Source organism: Azospirillum sp. UENF 112521 (genome assembly GCF_058780665.1).
Window position 1 is genome coordinate 796,187 of sequence record NZ_JBSNCI010000002.1, and the last position, 16,034, is coordinate 812,220.

13 protein-coding genes are annotated in these 16,034 nt (G+C 67.6%); 5 read left to right on the forward strand and 8 right to left on the reverse strand.

Going from position 1 to position 16,034, the window contains the following annotated elements; all coding sequences use genetic code 11:
• Positions 1-56 precede the first annotated feature (56 nt).
• From cysC to ACWPN8_RS06015, 3 genes are read right to left on the reverse strand one after another with little or no spacing between them, the layout of a single operon-like run.
• Positions 57-1,925, reverse strand: coding sequence for an adenylyl-sulfate kinase (gene cysC / locus ACWPN8_RS06005; RefSeq protein ID WP_492240191.1), 1,869 nt, complete (start codon positions 1,923-1,925; stop codon positions 57-59).
• 1 nt (position 1,926) lies between these two features.
• Positions 1,927-2,724, reverse strand: a complete 798-nt coding sequence (cysD, locus tag ACWPN8_RS06010) for a sulfate adenylyltransferase subunit CysD (RefSeq protein ID WP_109153259.1) — start codon at positions 2,722-2,724, stop codon at positions 1,927-1,929.
• On the reverse strand, positions 2,721-3,407 hold the full coding sequence (locus tag ACWPN8_RS06015; RefSeq protein ID WP_492240192.1) for a phosphoadenylyl-sulfate reductase: 687 nt from the start codon (positions 3,405-3,407) through the stop codon (positions 2,721-2,723). The genes cysD and ACWPN8_RS06015 overlap by 4 nt, the downstream gene beginning before the upstream one ends.
• 280 nt (positions 3,408-3,687) lie before the next feature.
• Between ACWPN8_RS06015 and ACWPN8_RS06020 the strand changes: the two genes are divergently transcribed.
• The 4 genes from ACWPN8_RS06020 (at position 3,688) to ACWPN8_RS06035 (ending at position 6,899) form a co-directional block, all read left to right on the forward strand.
• Positions 3,688-4,245 carry a precorrin-2 dehydrogenase/sirohydrochlorin ferrochelatase family protein gene (locus ACWPN8_RS06020; RefSeq protein ID WP_492240193.1) on the forward strand — a complete coding sequence of 186 codons (558 nt, stop codon included), beginning with the start codon at positions 3,688-3,690 and terminating at the stop codon, positions 4,243-4,245.
• Between the two features lie 130 nt (positions 4,246-4,375).
• The gene (locus ACWPN8_RS06025; RefSeq protein WP_109453140.1) at positions 4,376-4,663 is read left to right on the forward strand and encodes a DUF2849 domain-containing protein; all 288 of its coding nucleotides are present in this window, start codon (positions 4,376-4,378) and stop codon (positions 4,661-4,663) included.
• 57 nt (positions 4,664-4,720) lie between these two features.
• Positions 4,721-6,412, forward strand: coding sequence for a nitrite/sulfite reductase (locus tag ACWPN8_RS06030; RefSeq protein ID WP_492240194.1), 1,692 nt, complete (start codon positions 4,721-4,723; stop codon positions 6,410-6,412).
• Complete coding sequence (locus ACWPN8_RS06035) at positions 6,399-6,899, forward strand: DUF934 domain-containing protein (protein ID WP_109450381.1); 501 nt, start codon at positions 6,399-6,401, stop codon at positions 6,897-6,899. Before ACWPN8_RS06030 ends, ACWPN8_RS06035 begins: the two co-directional genes overlap by 14 nt.
• Positions 6,900-6,967: 68 nt before the next feature.
• Here ACWPN8_RS06035 and ACWPN8_RS06040 read toward each other — a convergent pair whose 3' ends face one another.
• Both ACWPN8_RS06040 and mepK read right to left on the reverse strand, forming a co-directional pair.
• A complete protein-coding gene (locus ACWPN8_RS06040) occupies positions 6,968-8,470 on the reverse strand; it encodes a calcium-binding protein (protein WP_492240195.1) in 1,503 nt (500 codons plus the stop codon).
• 313 nt (positions 8,471-8,783) lie between these two features.
• Positions 8,784-9,419, reverse strand: coding sequence for a peptidoglycan L,D-endopeptidase MepK (gene mepK, locus ACWPN8_RS06045; RefSeq protein WP_247873207.1), 636 nt, complete (start codon positions 9,417-9,419; stop codon positions 8,784-8,786).
• Between the two features lie 560 nt (positions 9,420-9,979).
• On the opposite strand from mepK, the gene ACWPN8_RS06050 reads away from it, so the two are divergent.
• Positions 9,980-11,287 carry a pentapeptide repeat-containing protein gene (locus ACWPN8_RS06050; RefSeq protein ID WP_109453138.1) on the forward strand — a complete coding sequence of 436 codons (1,308 nt, stop codon included), beginning with the start codon at positions 9,980-9,982 and terminating at the stop codon, positions 11,285-11,287.
• Between the two features lie 28 nt (positions 11,288-11,315).
• On the opposite strand, the gene ACWPN8_RS06055 is transcribed toward ACWPN8_RS06050, so the two are convergent.
• The 3 genes from ACWPN8_RS06055 to ACWPN8_RS06065 all read right to left on the reverse strand — a co-directional run bounded on the left by ACWPN8_RS06055 (position 11,316) and on the right by ACWPN8_RS06065 (position 15,969).
• Positions 11,316-13,034, reverse strand: coding sequence for a sensor histidine kinase (locus tag ACWPN8_RS06055; RefSeq protein WP_492240196.1), 1,719 nt, complete (start codon positions 13,032-13,034; stop codon positions 11,316-11,318).
• A gap of 122 nt (positions 13,035-13,156) precedes the next feature.
• Complete coding sequence (locus tag ACWPN8_RS06060) at positions 13,157-13,753, reverse strand: response regulator transcription factor (protein ID WP_109050605.1); 597 nt, start codon at positions 13,751-13,753, stop codon at positions 13,157-13,159.
• Positions 13,750-15,969 carry a sensor histidine kinase gene (locus tag ACWPN8_RS06065; protein ID WP_492240197.1) on the reverse strand — a complete coding sequence of 740 codons (2,220 nt, stop codon included), beginning with the start codon at positions 15,967-15,969 and terminating at the stop codon, positions 13,750-13,752. The genes ACWPN8_RS06060 and ACWPN8_RS06065 overlap by 4 nt, the downstream gene beginning before the upstream one ends.
• Between the last annotated feature and the right edge of the window lie 65 nt (positions 15,970-16,034).

Here is a 16,034-nt window from a genome sequence, read left to right on the forward strand (position 1 = left end):
AGCATCGGGCGCGGTCTTTCCCCCGCGCCCGATGCCACACCCTATGAAACTGGCCCTCAGATCACATAAGTCAGCTCTTTCTCCGACTTCAGGCTGTTCTTGCCCAAGGTCTCGTCGACATAGTCCAGCAGCTGGGCCAGCGCCTCGCTGCGGCTCAGCGCGTCGGTGTCGATCACCAGTTCGGGCTGGTCCGGCGCCTCGTAGGGGGCCGAGATGCCGGTGAACTCGGCGATCTCGCCGGCCCGCGCCTTCTTGTAGAGGCCCTTCGGGTCGCGCTCCTCGCAGGTGGCGAGGTTGGCGGCGACATGCACCTCGTGGAAGCGCTCGCCGCCGATCACCCGCGCCCGCGCCCGGTCGGCCTTCAGCGGCGAAATCAGCGAGGCAATCACCACCATGCCGGCGTCGGCGAACAGCTTCGCCGTCTCGGCCACCCGGCGGATGTTCTCCGCCCGGTCGTCGGCGGAGAAGCCCAGCCCGGCGTTCAGGCCGTTGCGGACATTGTCGCCGTCCAGCACGAAGGTTTGCCAGCCGCGGTCGAACAGCGCGCGTTCCAGCGCCATCGCCAGCGTCGACTTGCCGGCACCCGACAGGCCGGTCAGCCAGATGACGCCGCCCTTGTGGCCGTTGGCCTGGGCGCGCTCCTCCAGCGAGACGGTGTGCGACACCTCGGTGATGTTGGCCGCAGCACTGTCCTCGATCTCCACCACCAGGCAGCCGCCGACCACGTCGTTGCCGTCGATCAAAGCGCCACGGCCGGTGCGCGGCAGGTCCGACGCCAGATCGAGCGCGATGGGCGAGCGGGAGCGCAGGACGACCTCGGCCACCTCGTTGCGGCGGACCGCCTTGCCGGGGGTGCTGGACAAATCCTCCACGTTGATGACCGCCGTCACCTGCTCCACCGTCACCCGGTGTTCGGCGGTGGCGATCTTCAGCGTGTAGGTCTTGCCGACCACCAGCGGGTCCGACACCAGCCAGAACAGCCGCACGCTCAGCCGGTGGGCCAGGGTGGGGGCGTCGGACTGGTGGTGGGCGATGTGGCCGCGCTCGGCAAAGATGCGCTTGTCCAGCGTGATGCCGATGCTCTGCCCGGCCTGGGCCGACAGCACGGTCTCCGGATGGTTCCACGCCTCGATGCTGACCACCTTGGCGCTGGCGCCGGTGGGCGAGAAGTGCAGGGTGTCGCCGACGCGCAGGCGCCCGCTCTCGATGCGGCCGGCCAGGATGCGGCGGTCGTCCGGCTTGTAGACGTCCTGCAACGGGAAACGCAGCGGCTGGTCGGGCGAGGTCTGCTGCGGACGGAAGGCGTCCAGCTGCTCGATCACCGTGGGGCCGAGATACCAGTCGGACTGCTCGCTGCGGCTGACGATGTTGTCGCCGTTGCGGGCGGACACCGGGATCACCGCCTTGGGCTGGAGACCCAGCTCGGCCAGATAGTCCTTGATCTCCTGCGCCACCACCTCATAGCGGCGGCTGGAGAACTCGACCTTGTCCATCTTGTTGACGACCACCGCGACCTGACGCACGCCCAGCAGGTGCAGCAGGAAGGCGTGGCGGCGCGACTGCTCCAGCGCGCCCTCGTCGGCGTCGATCACCAGCAGCGCGGCGTCGGCCTGGGAGGCGCCGGTCACCATGTTCTTCAGGAACTCGGTGTGGCCCGGCGCGTCGATGATGACGTAGGGGCGCTGCTTGGTCTTGAAGTGGATCTGCGTGGTGTCGATGGTGATGCCCTGGTCGCGCTCGGCCTGGAGCGCGTCCATCACGAAGGCCCACTCGAACGGCATGCCGCGCTTGCGGCTCATCTCGCGGACCTGTTCGACCTTGCCGTCGGGCAGGCTGCCGGTGTCGTTCAGCAGGCGGCCGATCAGCGTGGACTTGCCATGGTCGACATGGCCGACGATGACGATGCGGAGTTGAGAATGCGGCATCTTACATGTACCCCACGCTGCGCAGGCGCTCGAAGCTGTCTTCGGATTCATTGTCCATCGCGCGGCCGGCGCGCTCCGGAATGCGGGTCACCTGAAGCTCGGCGATGATCTCGTCGATGGTGGACGCGGTGCTGTCGACCGGGAAGGTGATGTTCTTCTCGCCCAGCGAGCGGTAGCGCTTGCCGTCCTTGGCGAAGTACAGCGGGACGATGGGAATCCCCTCGCGCTGCGAATAGCGCCAGATGTCCAGCTCGGTCCAGGCCAGCAGCGGGTGGATACGGACATGGACGCCTTCGGGGAAGCGCGTCTTGTAATGGTCCCAGAATTCCGCCGGCTGGTCCTTGACATCCCAGTCGCCTTCCAGCGAGCGCGGCGAGAACACGCGCTCCTTGGCGCGGGTCGCCTGTTCGTCGCGGCGGATGCCGACCATCACACCCTGGTACGCATGGTCGCGCAGCAGGTTCTTCAGACCTTCCGTCTTGCGCGCGGCGGCGCGGGTCAGCGGCGGCAGGGTCTGGTCCATCTCTTCCTCGGGCGGGCACTGCTCCACCTTGAGGTCGAGGTCCCACTCCTTGGTGATGCGGTCGCGGAACTCGTAGACCTCCGGCAGCTCCATCGCGGTGTCGAGCTGCACGACGGGGAAGGGAATGCGGCCGAAGAACGCCTTGCGGCAGAGCCACAGCAGCGCGTTGCTGTCCTTGCCGATCGACCAGAGCATCGCCAGCTTGTCGATGCGGTTGTAGGCCTCGCGCAGAATATAGATGCTCTGGTTTTCGAGCTGGTCGAGATCGGCGCTCATCGGGCGGTTCCAATCATGGTGTGTATGCCGCATTCGGTCTTGGCGCTGCCGGCCCAGCGGCCGGAACGCGGGTCGGCACCGGGCGCCACGCGCTCGGTGCAGGTGAAACAGCCGATCGACAGGAACCCGTCGGCTTCCAGCGGGTGGCGCGGCAGGTCGCGCCGGGTGAACTCTTCCTCCAGCCGGGCCTTGTCCCAGTTGGCCAGTGGGTTGACCTTCACGCGGCCGCCTTCCGCCTCGAACAGGGGCAGGGCGGCGCGGGTCGAGGACTGGAAGCGCTTGCGGCCCGTCACCCAGGCCTCCAGCCCGGCGGTGGCCAGCGCGCGGTCCAGCGGCACCGTCTTGCGCAGATGGCAGCAGGCGTCGTAATCGCGGGTGAACAGCAGGCTGTCCCTGTCGCCGGCGGCGAGATCGTCGGCGGTCGGCCCGATCTCCCGCACATCCCTGAGGCCAAGCCGCTTCACCAGCTGGTCGCGGTAGCGCAGGGTCTCGCCGAACAGCTTGCCGGTATTCACAAACAGAACCGGGAAATCCGGCGTCGCTTCGGCGGCCAGCGCCAGCAGCACCGCGGATTCGGCGCCGAAGGACGACATCAACGCGATCCGCCCGCCGAACAGCTCATGCATGGCGGCCAGCAGCGGTGCGCCTTCCAGCGTGCCGTGGCTCTCGGTCAGATGCTTCACCCGTGTTTCCGCGTCCATCGTCGGCTGCCTTTCGCGGTGGCCTTTAAGTCTACTAATTATGTAGGTTTAATGACTGTGTTTGCACATTAACACCGGCGGAAAACCCGTGCAACGTAAATACATTCTCTACTTGTTTAATAGGTTTGTGCTGCGCTGCAAATCATTGTGTGAAATATGTTGATTGTCGTGCGGCGGCCGGGCTAAATGACGCCATGCACAGGATCCCGGTCATCGGCGCCGCAGCCGCCCGCCCGATTTCGCCCGTTTCGGTGAGGCGGACATGATTCCGCTGGCGCTCGACCCGGCGCGTGTGGCGATTGCGCTGGCCGGCAACGGCCCGCTCGCGCTGCGCCGTCTGACGCAGCTTCGCGAGGGCGGGGCGGATCCGCAGGTCTTTTCACCGGAACCGGATGGGGAATTGGCGGCTCTCGCCGGCGACCGTCTGGTGCGGGCTCTGCCGGAGGCATCCGATCTCGACAGGGTCGGCGTGCTGTATGTGATGGGGCTGGGACCTTCGATCGAGACGGCACTGGCGGAACTGGCGCGGCAGCGCCGCGTGCTGGTGAATGTCGAGGACGTCATCCCCTTGTGCGATTTCCACTCGCCCTCCGTGGTGCGGCGTGGCGATCTGGTGATGACGGTCTCCACCGGCGGCCGCAGCCCGACCCTCGCCAGCCTGCTGCGCCAGCGGCTGGAGGCCCTGTTCCCGGAGGAGTGGGCGGAGCGGCTGCGCACCATCGCCGAGCTTCGCAACCGCCGCCGGGCGGAAGGGGCGTCGATGTCCGAGGTCGCCCGTGAAAGCCGCGAGTTGATCGAGCGGGAAAAATGGCTGCCATGACCGTCCGGCCATAGAGCCGCCGAATTCACTGCCGGACCGCCGACGGTTCGGGTTAAGACACCAAACGCGTTCGAGAACGACCAGCCAGGAGAGCCAGATGTCGGCCAAGGATCGATCGAAGGAAGGATCGATGAAAGCCATCACCGCCAACCGCCTGCGCGACGGGGAAGTCGTGTTCCTGGGCAAGGATGGCGTGTGGGTCGAGTCCTTCGCCGAGGCTGCGCTGTTCCAGCGCTCCGAGGCGGATGCCGTGCTGGCCGACGCCAAGGCGAAGGCCGAGCGCGAGCAGTTCGGCGTCGACATCTACGCCTTCGAGGTGGTGGATGAGGACGGCGTCCCGGTCCCGGCGACGATGCGCGAGCGCATCCGCACCGCCGGCCCGACCGTCCGTCTGGATCTGGGCAAGCAGGCCGCCTGAGTGGCTGTTCGGGTGAATGAACGTTGGCCGTTCCGGCGGCTCTGAGGGCTTATCGACATGAACCACATCGCGCCCGGCGCCCGTGCCGGCATCTATCACTATGACGAGATCGACCGGCAGTTCGTCGCCGAGCGCGTCGAGCAGTTCCGCAAACAGGTCGAGCGCCGGCTGTCCGGCGAGCTGACGGAGGAGGAGTTCAAGCCGGTCCGGCTGATGAACGGCCTCTATCTCCAGCTTCACGCCTACATGCTGCGCATCGCCGTGCCCTATGGCGTGATGTCGGCCACCCAGCTGCGCAAGCTGGCGGAGATCGGGCGCAAGTACGACCGCGGCTACGGCCATTTCACCACCCGCCAGAACCTGCAATACAACTGGATCAAGCTGGAGGACACCCCGGCCATCCTGCATGAGCTGGCCGAGGTCGACATGCACGCGCTGCAGACCAGCGGCAACTGCGTGCGCAACGTCACCACCGACCCGTTCGTCGGCGCCGCCAAGGACGAGGTGGTCGACGGTCGCGTCTATGCCGAGATCCTGCGGCAGTGGACGACGATGCATCCCGAGTTCACCTATCTGCCGCGCAAGTTCAAGATCGCCATCTCCGGTGCGGAGAGCGACCGCGCCGCGGTGCGCATCCATGACGTCGGCCTGCTGGCGCGGCGCAACGACAAGGGCGAGGCCGGCTTCTCCTTCTATGTCGGCGGCGGTCTCGGCCGTTCGCCCTTCGTCGGCAAGCTGGTGCGCGAGTGGGTGGCCGAGGAGGATTTCGTCGCCTATCTCGAAGCCATCCTGCGCGTCTACAACCAGTACGGTCGCCGCGACAACATCTACAAGGCGCGGATCAAGATCCTGGTCCACGAGCTGGGGCTGGAGAAGTTCACCCAGGAGGTCGAGGAGGAGTTCGCGCGGCTGCGCGGGCCCAAATACCGCCTGGATCCGGAGATCGTCGAGGGTGTCAGGCAGCATTTCGCCCCGCCGCCCTTGGAGGAGCTGCCCGACCATTCCGAAGCGCTGGAGCGCGCCAAGGCATCCGACCCGGCCTTCGCCAACTGGCTGGAGGTGAATGTCGCGGAGCACAAGGCGCCGGGCTATGCCATCGCCACCGTCTCGCTGAAGCCGGCCGGCGGCATCCCCGGCGACGCCACCTGCGACCAGATGGACCTCGTCGCCGATCTGGCCGAGCGCCACAGCTTCGGCGAACTGCGCGTCACCCATGTCCAGAACCTCGTCCTGGCGCACGTCAAGAAGGACGAGCTGTACGATCTGTGGAAGCGGCTCGACGCCGCCGGTCTGGGCAGCGCCAATGCCGGGCTGATAGGCGACATCATCGCCTGCCCGGGGCTGGATTACTGTGCGCTGGCCAATGCCCGCGCGATCCCGCTGGCCCAGGCGATCTCCGCCCGCTTCGCCGACCCGATCCGCCAGCGCACCATCGGTGAACTCGGCATCAAGATCAGCGGCTGCATCAACGCCTGCGGCCATCACCATGTCGGCGCCATCGGCATTCTCGGCGTCGACAAGAAGGGCACCGAATATTACCAGATCACCGTCGGCGGCGACCCGACGCTGACCACGGAAATCGGCGACATCCTCGGCCCGGCGGTGACCGAGACCGAGGCGGTGGATGCCATCGAGGCCATCGTCGACGTCTATCTCGCCAACCGCACGGGCGAGGGCGAGCGCTTCATCGACACGCTCCGCCGCGTCGGCCATGCCCCGTTCAAGGAGAGAATCTATGCCGCTGATTGAGAATGGGCGCATCGGCGAGGACGCCTGGAGCTTCATCCCCGATGGCGAGCCGGTCCCCAACGACCGCCCGGTCATCATCAGCTTCGAGCGCTGGCAGGCGGAGCGTGACAGCTTCGAGGGCCGCAACGCCCGGCTGGGCGTGCGGCTGAAGAGCGGCACGCTGGCGGGGGCCATCGCCGCCGACCTCGACCGCTTCTCCCTGGTGGCGCTGGAGTTCCCGAAGTTCCGCGACGGCCGCGGCTTCTCCACCGCGCGCGAACTGCGCGAACGCTATGGCTACACCGGCGAGATCCGCGCGGTCGGCCATGTCATCCCCGACCAGTATCTGTTCCTGGTCCGCACCGGCTTCACCTCGGTCGAGGCGCCGGAAGGCACCAACCCGGACAGCTGGGCCAACGCGCTGACGGAGGTCACCATCGCCTTCCAGCCGAGCCTGGACGACACAGCACCGCTGTCGCTGCTGCGCCGCAAGCTGAAGGTGGGGTAGGGCGGTCTTCATCCGCCCGGGACAAATGGGAAAGGCGCCGTCCCTGCCGGGACGGCGCCGTCCTCATTTCAGAGGGTGGTGAACCAGGAACTCGACACGTCCTGTGCCATCACCCCGGAGAGGGTGACGGTCGGGGTGCCGTTGGCGTTGGTGATGGTCAGAACGGCCTCACCCTGGGCATTGGCGTTTACCGTATAGAAATTGTTCATGCCTAGCCCGATCAGGTCACCCTCCGCGGCACTGAAATCCGTCAGGATGACGTCGGAGTCGATGGTCGCAAGATTGAACAGGTCGGCGCCGGATCCGCCCTGCAGCGTGTCGTTGCCGATGTCACCGAACAGCGTATCGTTCCCGTCTCCGCCGGACAGGAAATCGTTGTACCGGCTGCCCGTCAGCGAATCATTGCCGCCCCCACCGTCCATCGTCAGACCGTTGGAGGAGTCGGCTGCGGTGACGCTGTCGTCCCCGGCCCCGCCGAAGAAATGCTCGATGGAGTAGGTGAGGGCCAAGTTGACGCCACCGGAATACCGGACATACACCGTGTCGTCACCTCCGTCGCCGACCAGAAAGGCCACCGTCGGGGTATCGATGTAAAAAGCATCGTCCCCGTCGCCGCCGAACAGCATGTTGTCGCCGGCCCCGCCGAACAGGACATCGTTTCCGTCCCCACCGACCAGCGTATCGTTGCCGTCGCCGCCCCAGAGCGTGTCATTGAAAGCGCTGCCCTCAATGGCGTCATTGCCGGCCCCGCCGTCGATCTCGATTGCGCTGGCGGACTGATGCGCGAAGACGAGGTCGTTTCCGTCTCCGAGGAACAGCCGTTCGATGCCGGCGGTGTTCATGAAGACCATGCTGTTGCTTCCATGGACATAGACGGTGTCGAAGCCGTCTCCGGCGTCGACCGTGTCGGTCGTATCCATGTAGATCACATCGTCGCCCGCCCCGCCGACGATCTGGTCGCGCCCATTGCCACCGAAGAGCGTGTCGTTGAAAGCGCCGCCAACGAGCGTGTCGTCGCCGTCTCCTCCATCGATCAAAAGCCCGATGACCGCTCCGTCGGCAATCAACTGGTCGTTTCCAGAGCCGCCATAGGCCCGTTCGATGCTGCACGCCGCCAGATCGAGATAGGTTCCGAAGTTGCTTTGGATGAAGACGGTATCGAATCCGGCCCCGCCCTGCAAAGGTGCGTCGGCGTGATCCGTATAGAAGACATCGTCGCCCTCGCCACCGATCAGCGTGTCGACGCCGTCGCCGCCCGTCAGGGTATCGTTCCCCGCCCCGCCGACGATCATATTGTCCAGTGCGTTGCCGGTCCCCTGGAAGTCGCCGGTTCCGATGAAAGTCAGGCGCTCCAGATTGTCGCTGAGCGTTTGGGCGTTGAGCGTGGTTCGGACCTCGTCGAAGCCTTCGAAGGCGAATTCCTGGATGACGGCGCCCGTCCCGTTCACGATGTAGACGTCGTTGCCCATGCCGCCGATCAGGAGATCGTTGCCACCACCGCCATCCAGCGTGTCGTCACCATAACCGCCGACCAGAGTTTCGCTGCCGCTTCCACCGAACAGATAACCCATATGCCTATCCCCCCACTTGCGAAGCTCGGCGCTCCGAAAAATTGTGGAGTGGAAATGATAATAAAAATATCGGACCGGCAAAACGGAAACATCTACCCTAGGATGCGGTAATGAGCCGCAACCGTCATTTTCCAAAAGTTGCAGAAAAGGCGTTCAAAGGCGGGCCACCATCGCAGAAGCCTGCGGCGGGAGACAGGAGGCGTGACCCGAAAGCGACTGCGGCGCCGAAGCCCGGTCCGGACTTGGCGCCACATCGTATCGAACGTCTGAAGGATTGGTATGCCACCCCACGGTAAATCCGTGGTCAGGCCGCTCACCAGTGGCGCAGCGGCCCCACGTCGACATGGACGAAGTTGCTGTCCGGGTAATAGCCGACCCCGCCGCCACGCAGGCTGAGCGCCGCCCGCTGGAGCTGGCGGGTCGACAGGCCCTGGACCCGCAGGTCGATCGCCATGCCGCGCATGTGATAGCTGTTCTGCGCCACGCCGCTGCCGTCGGCCTCGCGCAGCATCGCGTTGGTCTCCGGCGAGCGGTAGCCCGAGATGATCTCGATCGGGCCGCGGCGGTTGATCTTGCGGCTCAACGAGTGGACCAGATCGATCAGCTTCGGATCGATGGCATGGACCGAATTGTTGTGGTGGTCGCGCAGCACGCGGTTCAGGGCCCGCATCGCGTCGCGGACATATTTGCCCCGCGACCAGTATTCGGCGCTGATGCGCTCGCCGGTGTGCAGGTTCACCAGGGACAGCACCCGCGGCGGAGCGCGCAGCGCCGCAGCTTCCGCCTCTTCGCTGGTCAGCAGGGTCCCGCCCGCTGAGGCGACCGCCGCCAAGCCGAGGCCGGCGCGCAGAAGATGGCGGCGATCAAGATGACGGCGTTCGGTGGCGTGGCTCTCGCCGACGCTCGGGCGTGCGGTCGTGATCGACCGGGCGTCCGCATCCTTCATCATTCTTCCTTCATATCCCGTTTTTCCGCTCCGGCAGCCGAAATCCATCGTCTGGACCCCATCGTCCCGGTTACGGCCAAAGTCACATCTTGGCTAAGGTCAAGGCGTGCTGCGGTGCGTTTATCCGAAAGGTGGGACACTTTTAGGATGCCCGTGGCCTTTTCTGTCAAGAAACCATTGCTTAACCGATGCTGTTTTCTGAAGGAGTCGAGGGATTCCGCCGCCTTGCCAGGAACAGGGGCGGGAAGCCCTGGCCGTGGCTGTTCGCGACCCGTTCGCAACCGGTTCGATTACAGAACGGTAACGTGCGCGACTCGGGACTGACGCGGTAAGGTAACGGCGATGGACGGGTCGGGGCCTATGGCCGTTGTTATGGCCAAGCTTCCGTTTTTCCTATGCAGCCCGGCTGGAATCAGTGTTTTCCCGCCGATGCGCCATGCCGGCGGGCCGCCGAACCGCATCCTCCGAAAGAGGGTGCGCAAAAGGGGGGTTCATTCAGCCTTCGGTAAGGAATGAACCGCATGATTGTCGCGATGTAACCATTTCACGGCGTCGAGTTGTCCGTGCCAACCGCCACCACCCCGACCGCCCAGTCCGTCTCCTTCTTTCGGCCCGACCAGCTGGCCGAGGTGCTGGACCGGCACGCCCGCTGGATCAAGGGCCAGCCGGGCGGCGCCCGCGCCAACCTCGCCATGGCCGATCTGGAAGGGGTGGACCTGTCGCAGCGCGATCTGCGCGGCGCCCGCCTGGTCGGGGCGCGGCTGGCGCGCGGGCGGCTGAACGGAACCAATCTGGCCGGCGCCGACCTGTTCGGCGTCGATCTGCGCGATGCCGACATCAGCCGCGCCAACCTGATGCAGACCGACCTGCGCGGCGCCCGGCTGCGCGCGGCCGACTTCTCGAACGCCAATTTGAAGGGCGCCGACCTGCGGGCCGGCACGCTGGAACCGGGCGGCACCGCCCGCCGCGGCACCGGCCCCGATGCGCAGGATGCCGAAAGCGCCCGCCAGATCCACAAGGCGGCCCTCGCCCGTCTCCAGAACGGCATGACGGCGGAGGGCGGTATTCCCACCGACCTCACCGGCGCGGTGCTGCGCGGCGCCAACCTGTCCGAGGCCGACCTCAGCGGCGCCGTGCTGCAGAACGCCGATCTGTCGGGGGCGGTGCTGACCGGGGCGGACCTGACCGGCGCGCGTCTGAACGGCGCCAACCTGTCGGGGGCGGCGCTGGACGGCACCCGTTTCGACAAGGCCGACATGGTCGGCACGCGGATGGCCGACTGCGACCTGTCCTCCACCCGCATCGCCACGGCGCAGATGACCCGCCCCATCGACAGCATGGGGTCGGAAATCCAGCGCGCCATCTTCGACCATGAGCGCTGGATCGACAGCTTCGGCCAGCGCGGCCAGCGGGCCGACCTGGACGGTGCCGACCTCAGCCGCGCCGACCTGCGCAACGTCAACCTCAGCGCCGCTTCGTTGCGGGGGGCCAACCTGTCGGCGGCGGCGCTGACCGGCGCGCGGCTGATGATGACCGATTTGTCCGGCGCCACTCTGGAGGGCGCCAACCTGATGGGCGCCGACCTGTCGGGCGCCAACCTCAGCTACGCCGTGCTGACCGGTGCCGACCTGACGCGGGTGCGGCTTGGCCCGGCGGCGATCAAGGATCCGTCTGGCCGCCCCACCGGCCGCTCCTGGGCCGCCAACCTGATGGGAGCCGACATGCGCGGCGCCCTGCTGGTCGGCACCTGCCTGGTGCAGGCGAACCTGTCCGACGCCAATCTCGACAGCGCCGACATGGACGGTGCCGACATGGCCGGCGCCAAGCTTCAGCGCGCCACGCTCCCCGGCCGTCCGCCCCGCCGGGGTTGAGGCGAAGCGCCGCTTTCCGCAACCCTCCTCACGGCAGGATGATCGTCACCGTGGTGCCGGTGCCCGGCGTGCTGTCCAGGGTCAGGGTGCCGCCATGGGCCTCGACGAAGCGGCGGGCCAGCGGCAGGCCCAGGCCGGTGCCGGCCTCCGCCTTGGTCAGGTAGTTGTGGACCTGACGGAACGGCTCCATCGCGATCACCATCTCGTCCGCGGTCATGCCGACGCCGGTGTCGGCGATCACGATGACGGCGCCGGTTCCGCCGGGTCCGGGCCTGGCCTCCACCCGCACCGCACCGCCCGCCGGGGTGAATTTGACGGCATTGGACAGGACGTTCAGAACCGCCTGCCGCATGCGGACCCCATCCACCGTGACCTGAAGATCGGACGCGATGGCGCCGCCGGTCAGCACCACCCCCTTGCGCAGGGCCAGCGCCTCCATCAGCGACAGGCAGTCCTCCAGCAGCTCGCCCAGCGCAACGCAGGCGGGGAACAGCTCCAGCCGCCCGGCCTCGATCTTCGCCATGTCCAGAAGCTCATTCACCAGATCCAGCAGATGGCGGCCGGACTGGTGGATGGCGGTCAGATATTCGACATGCTTGGGCGGAGAGGGGCCGAAGATGCCGGACATCAGGGCCTCGGCGAAGCCGATGATCGCATTCAGCGGGGTGCGCAGCTCGTGGCTCATGTTCGCCAGGAAATCGCTCTTGGCCCGGTTCGCCGCCTCGGCATGGTCCTTTTCCGATTGCAGCCGGCGGCGCTGCTCGATCAGCACCGCCTCGCGGGCACGGCGCACCTCCTCCTCGGCACTGCGGCGGCGGCGGTAGGCGCGCGACACCAGCAGCGCCAGCATCAGCGTCGCAGCACAGGCGGCAGCCGCGCCGCCGACCACCGTCATGCGGGTGGCGTTCAGCTTCTGCTGCACGAGGGCCGAGGGCACGCCCAGCACCACCGCCCAGCCGGTTTCGGAGGAGCGGTGGATGACGGAGTGGACCTCGACCCCGTCCTTGGTCTGGCCGACGAACATGCGGTTGCTGCCGGTGCGGATCCGCGCCTCCAGCGACGCGTAGACCTTCTGGCCCAGATAGGCGGCGGCATCGCGCGAACGGGCGGCGATCACCATGGTCGGATCGATGACGGTGACCGTCCATTCCGGCGGGGTGTCGCGGGTCCGCAGGGCGCTGGACAGCCCCTCCAGCCCAAGTGCCAGGGACAGGATGTAGCGCACCCGGTCGGTCTGGTGGTCCGGGTCGAACTGGAGGATCGGTGCGCGCAGGATCAGCGACGGCCGGCCCGGCGGTCCGCCGGGCGGCAGCACGCCGCCGATGGTCGCGCGGCGGCTCTCGATGACATGGCGGGTGACATCGTCCAGCCGGGGCGGCGGCAGCGGCTGGACGCCCAGCGGGTAATGGGTGTGGAAGACGAAGCGGCCGGTGTCGGCGTCGATCATCCCCATCGCCAGCCAGCCGGGCTGGCTGTGGGTGGCGGTGGTGGTCTCCTGGTACAGGGTGCGCAGATCGTCGGCATTGGGCTGGAGCAGCGACGCCAGCAGTTCCAGCGGGCGCAGCTGGCTCGCCAGTTCGCGGTCGACCGCCAGCGACAGCGACTGCGCCACCGATTGCAGCGCATCCTCCGTCTCCGCCCGGTCGCGGGCGTCGAGCTGCCAGACCATCACGGCGCCGAACAGCAACAGCGGTGCCGTCACGGCCAGACCGATGGCAAGGATGGAGCCGGGTAACCGAAACCTCAACCGCTGATGCTCCAGACCGTCGGGGACGACCACCGGAGTGGTACGGACAGACTAGTACGGGACCGGTGGGGACTCCAGGCGCCTCCGTCGTTCCCCGGGTTTTCTCTTATCGGAAGGGGCAATCAGGCGGCACCCGTCAGCAGCCGCGTCAGCTCCACCGCCGTCTTCACCCGCATCTTCTCGAACACATGGCTGCGGTGGACCTCCACCGTGCGCATGCTGATGCCAAGTTCGTCGGCGATCACCTTGTTCAGGCGGCCGGCGACGACCAGCTCCATCACCTGCCGTTCGCGCTGGGTCAGGGTGGCCAGACGGGCGGCCAGCCCGGCCTGGCCGGCTTCGCGCTCGCGCTGCTCGGCGTCGAAGGCCAGCGCGTCGATCACGCGGTCGACCAGCTCATTGTCGTTGAAGGGCTTCTCCACGAAATCGCGGGCCCCCTTCTTCAGGGCGCCGACGGCGATGGGCACGTCGCCATGGCCGGTCAGGAAGATCACCGGCATGCGGCAGCCCTTGGACAGCAGCCGGTCGAACAGCTCCAGCCCGCTCATGCCCTCCATGCGGATGTCCAGCAGGAGGCAGCCGGCGGTGTCCGGCCGCCACGACTCCAGGAAGGATTCGGCCGACGGCCAGCCTGCCACCGGGACGTTGCGCGACTGGAACAGCCAGCCGAGCGCGTCGCGGATGGCCTCGTCGTCGTCGACGATGTGGAGCGTGGTCATTCGGCAGCCTCGGCAGTGTCATCGGGAAAAGGGCCGGCGGGATGCGGGCCGGCGGGATGTGGGCCGCCAGGATGCGGGTCTGTCGACCGGTCCGGCGTGCGGGCATGGACGGGCAGGGTGAACAGGAAGCGCGTGCCGGCGGCGGTGGCCCCCGTTGCGTCCCCGTCTCCATCTCCCTCCGGCGCCACCGTCTCGAACCACAGCCGGCCGCGGTGGTGCTCGACGATGGAGCGGCAGATGTTCAGCCCCATGCCCATACCTTCGCGCTTGGTGGTGAAGAAAGGGGAAAACAGGCGGTCGGCCACGTCGGGGGCGACGCCGCAGCCATGGTCGCGGATCTCGGTCAGCAGCAGGCGGGCTCCATCCCCGCCCCCGCCCTTGCCGTCCCCACCGCCGTCGCAATCGGTCTGGCGGACGGTGACGGTCAGGCGGCGGTCGGCGCGCGGGGTGCGGGCCATCGCCTCGATCCCGTTGCGCATCAGGTTCAGCACCACCTGCTGCAGCAGGATGCGGTCGCCGGTGACCGGCGGCAGATCCGCCGGGGCATCCAGCTCCACCCGCACGCCCAGCCTTGCAGCATCGCTGCCGGCCAGCCCGACGCAGTCCTCCAGCACCTCGGCCAACGAACAGGGGGCGACCTTGGGGTCGCGCTTGCGCACGAAATCGTGGATGCGGCGCACCACCAGCCCGGCGCGCTTGGCCTGGGCGGCCAGCTTCTCCAGCGCCGCCGCCACCTCCTGGGTGTCGCAGCGGTCGGAGCGCAGCCGGTTGAGGCAGCCGGTGCAATAGCTGGCGATGGCCGACAGCGGCTGGTTCAGCTCATGGGCCAGGGTGGAGGCCATTTCGCCCATGGTGATCAGGCGGGAGGTCTGTTGCAGCCGCTCCTGCTGCTGGCGGGCCAGTTCCTCGGCGCGCTTGCGCTCGGTGATGTCGAGGACGGAGCCCATCCAGCCGGTCTGCCGCCCGTTGGCGTCGATCAGCGGCGCCTCGTAGATCAGCGCCTCGAACCGCTCGCCGTCGGCACGCTGGAAACGCATCTCCAGCCCGCTTTCCGGCGCCCGGCCGGCCAGCACGTCCTGGAAGGCGGCCTCGGCCCGGTCGATCTCCTCCGGCAGCCAATAGGGCGCTGGCGGGCCGCGCCCGATCAGGTCCTCCGCCTCCAGACCGACCATCCGGCAGAAGGCCGGGTTGACGTAGGTGATGCGCCCTTCCAGGTCGCGGGCGCGCATGCCCACGGTCAGGCTGTCCTCCATCGCCTTGCGGAAGGCATGCTCCTCGCGCAGCGCCTCCTCGGCGCGCAGGCGGCCGGCGATGTGCCGGCGCAGCGACCACAGGCTCCACAATGCCGATCCGGTCAGCGCGAAGATCGCCGCCACCAGAACGGTGCGGGTGACGTTGGAGTCGGTGGGGTAGGCGGTGGCGACCAGGGCCATCCCATGGCCGGGCGGATCGAACGGGATCAGGTGGCTGCGCGCCGGGTCGGGGGCCGGACCGGCCATGGAGCCCGGCACCGACATGCGCGACTTCGATCCCAGCACCGCGCCGGTGGCGTCGACCACCTCCAGCTGGTAGCGCTGGGCGAACCACCAGGGGACATGGTGGGTCAGCATCGCCTCGAACGAGAAGACGCCGACCAGCGTGCCGGCGAAGACGCCGTCGCGGAACAGCGGGAAGGCGGCGTCGAAGCCGCGGTCGGTGGCGTCGATCCGGTAGGGCGCGCCATAGGCCCGCAGGCCGGAGGACCGCGCGATCCGCACCGCGTCGTCGCGGGCCATCCCCTCCGCGCCGGCCGGTTCCGATGCTGCATCCGTTCCGCCGTTCCCCGGCAGCGGCGGCTCGGCCAGCAGGGTGCGGCCCCGGGCGTCGAGCCACAGCACCCGCTCGATCGCCGGGTTGGTGTTCACCACCAGCCGGGCCATTGCGGCGAACTGCCGCAGATCCACCTCAACCCGGCCCGCCTCGATTCGGCTGAGCGTCTCCGCCAGCCTCTCCAGCTTGTCCTCGTCGGACGCGAGCTGGAAGTGCAGGTTCTGCTCCACCCACAGCGCGTCCTTGATCAGCGCCAGCGCCTCCTCCTCCCGCTCGTTGCGCTGCAACAGCCACAGGAAGGCGCCCAGCAGCACCACGACCAGCGCCATCGCCACCACCGGCATGGCATGCGGCACCGCCCGCCCGATGCGGACGGCAGGACTGGACTTGGAGGATGGCTTCGGCATCGGGGTGGACACGAAAATATGGGGGCAGGGGATGGCGGGACCGTACGAAAGTGGAATAGGCCGAC

Bases quoted from the DNA above. Each gene is read 5' to 3' on its own strand.
- cysC (WP_492240191.1), bottom strand. From the start codon at position 1,925: ATGCCGCATTCTCAACTCCGCATCGTCATCGTCGGCCATGTCGACCAT.
- cysD (WP_109153259.1), bottom strand. From the start codon at position 2,724: ATGAGCGCCGATCTCGACCAGCTCGAAAACCAGAGCATCTATATTCTG.
- ACWPN8_RS06020 (WP_492240193.1), top strand. From the start codon at position 3,688: ATGATTCCGCTGGCGCTCGACCCGGCGCGTGTGGCGATTGCGCTGGCC.
- ACWPN8_RS06025 (WP_109453140.1), top strand. From the start codon at position 4,376: ATGAAAGCCATCACCGCCAACCGCCTGCGCGACGGGGAAGTCGTGTTC.
- ACWPN8_RS06030 (WP_492240194.1), top strand. From the start codon at position 4,721: ATGAACCACATCGCGCCCGGCGCCCGTGCCGGCATCTATCACTATGAC.
- ACWPN8_RS06035 (WP_109450381.1), top strand. From the start codon at position 6,399: ATGCCGCTGATTGAGAATGGGCGCATCGGCGAGGACGCCTGGAGCTTC.
- ACWPN8_RS06040 (WP_492240195.1), bottom strand. From the start codon at position 8,470: ATGGGTTATCTGTTCGGTGGAAGCGGCAGCGAAACTCTGGTCGGCGGT.
- mepK (WP_247873207.1), bottom strand. From the start codon at position 9,419: ATGATGAAGGATGCGGACGCCCGGTCGATCACGACCGCACGCCCGAGC.
- ACWPN8_RS06060 (WP_109050605.1), bottom strand. From the start codon at position 13,753: ATGACCACGCTCCACATCGTCGACGACGACGAGGCCATCCGCGACGCG.
- ACWPN8_RS06065 (WP_492240197.1), bottom strand. From the start codon at position 15,969: ATGCCGAAGCCATCCTCCAAGTCCAGTCCTGCCGTCCGCATCGGGCGG.